General features: G+C 59.9%; 2 protein-coding genes. Both read left to right on the forward strand.

Annotated elements, in window-relative coordinates:
* Positions 1-972, forward strand: a 972-nt coding sequence (locus tag VES88_01005) for an ATPase domain-containing protein (GenBank protein HYN80052.1), incomplete at its 5' end; no start/stop codon positions are given.
* 9 nt (positions 973-981) lie between these two features.
* Positions 982-2,073: ATP-binding protein (locus VES88_01010; protein ID HYN80053.1), on the forward strand; the 1,092-nt coding region annotated here is incomplete at its 3' end.

Genomic DNA, 2,073 nt, shown 5'->3' on the forward strand with positions numbered 1-2,073 from the left:
ACCGTCGCCGACGGACTCTTCTGGCTCTCCCAGCAGGTGGAGCGGAACTCCATCGTGCGGAAGTTGCAGATCAGGAAGTCGCGCGGGCAAGCCTCGGTGCCGGGGCTGCACACCTTCCGCATCACCGATTCGGGGCTGCAAGCCTTCCCGCGCACCTTCGGCCTCACCGGAAGAGAAGAGAAGGTAAAGGGACATCGGCGTCTTTCGTGCGGCATCCCCGAACTGGACGAGATGCTGGGCGGGGGCATTCCCGAAGGGGACAGTTTGCTGGTGGCGGGCTCATCGGGGACGGGGAAGTCGCTGCTGGGTACCCAGTTCATCGTCGAGGGCCTCCGTCAGGGGGAGCCTGGGATCGTGGCGATGTTTGAGGAACGGCCCGAGGAGTACGCGGAGAGGGCCGCCAGCTTTGGCCTCGACCTGGACACGCCGCAGAAGGAGGGCAAACTCAAACTCCTCTACATCCGCCCCCTCGACCTTTCCGTAGATGAAACGGTGCGTGAAATCATCGATGCGGTGCAGGAGATGGGCGCCAAGCGGCTGGTGATAGATTCGCTGGCCGGGTTTGAGATGGCGCTGGCTCCCGGTTTCCGCACCGACTTCCGGGAATCGCTGTATCGGATGATCGGCGCACTCACGAGGACTGGTGTGACGATCCTCAGCACCGTTGAAATTCAGGAGCTCTTTATCGGGTTCAGCTTCAGCTCCTACGCGATCTCGTTCCTCAGCGACGACATCCTCCGCCTGCGGTTCGTGTCGATCAACGGCCAACACCGCAAGATGATCGTAGTCATCAAGATGCGTCGCAGCAGACACAGCATTGACATACGCGAATTCGAAATCACTTCCGAGGGTTTTGTCATCGGCGAGCGATTCAGGGGCTATCGCGGCCTGACCACGGGGGTTCCCGGGCGATGGAACGCTGAGCCGGGGGAAATCCAGGAGTTCCCGCACGAACTGGAAAGTAATCAGTAGGAGTGCCATATGCGTGAGGAACCAAGATCAGTCACGAGGGAGGCTTTCGACCTTGTGCGCCTCAGCCGGTACTTTTCCGAACTTTCACCGCACCCCATGGTCGCCGTCGAGGGAACGACGCACATCGTGCGCCACCTCAATCCCGCGTTCTCGCGCCTTGTCGGGAAGGAGGCAACGGAACTGGTGGGACGCCCCTTCGCCGAGGCCGTGCCGGAAGGGAAGGAAAATAGATGTCTCTCGCTTTTCGACCGTGTGTATCGCACGGGAACGCCGGAGATTTTAGTCGAGCAGGAGCACTGCCAAACGCCACCCGTTTACTGGTCTTATTCGGTGTGGGCAATACTCGGGGCGGACGAACGCCCGGTGGGGGTCATAATCCAGGTGACCGATACGACAGAGATGGCGATCTTCCGAAGACAAGTGATGGCGATGAACGAACAGCTCCTGCTCTCTGCAACCCGGCAACATGAACTCACGGAAACCGCGGAGAGAGCGAATCAGCTCAAAGATGAATTTCTCGCCACGCTCTCGCATGAGCTGCGCACGCCGCTGACATCGATTGTCGGGTGGGCGCAGATGTTAGGAAATCCTAAGCTCGACCCGGTGGCTTCCTTACGCGCCATCGAAGTCATCCGGCGTAATGCACGGATGCAAGTGCAGATGATTGACGATCTGCTCGATGTCTCACGCATCATCACCGGCAAGTTGCGCCTGAGCGTGCAACCCGTTGACCTCGGCACCATCATCATCGCGGCGGTTGACGGCCTGCGCCCGACGGCGGAAGCCAGGGAGATGCGTTTACAGTTGCAACTCGAGTCTCCGGCGGGGCAAGTCTCGGGCGACCCTGACCGGTTGCAACAGGTGGCGTGGAATCTCATCTCGAACGCCATCAAGTTCACGCCGAAAGGCGGGCGCGTGATTGTTAGTCTGGAGCGCGTCGAATCACATGTCGAAGTTACAGTCAGCGATACCGGCAAAGGCATCGCGACGGAGTTTCTGCCGCACGTCTTCGACCGCTTCCGGCAAGCCGATGCGACGACCACGCGAGCATTCGGCGGGTTAGGCTTAGGTTTAGCGATTGTCCGTCAATTGGTCGAATTG

The sequence above is a fragment of the Gemmatimonadaceae bacterium genome (genome assembly GCA_035633115.1).
In the GTDB taxonomy this organism is placed as follows: Bacteria; Gemmatimonadota; Gemmatimonadetes; order Gemmatimonadales; family Gemmatimonadaceae; genus UBA4720.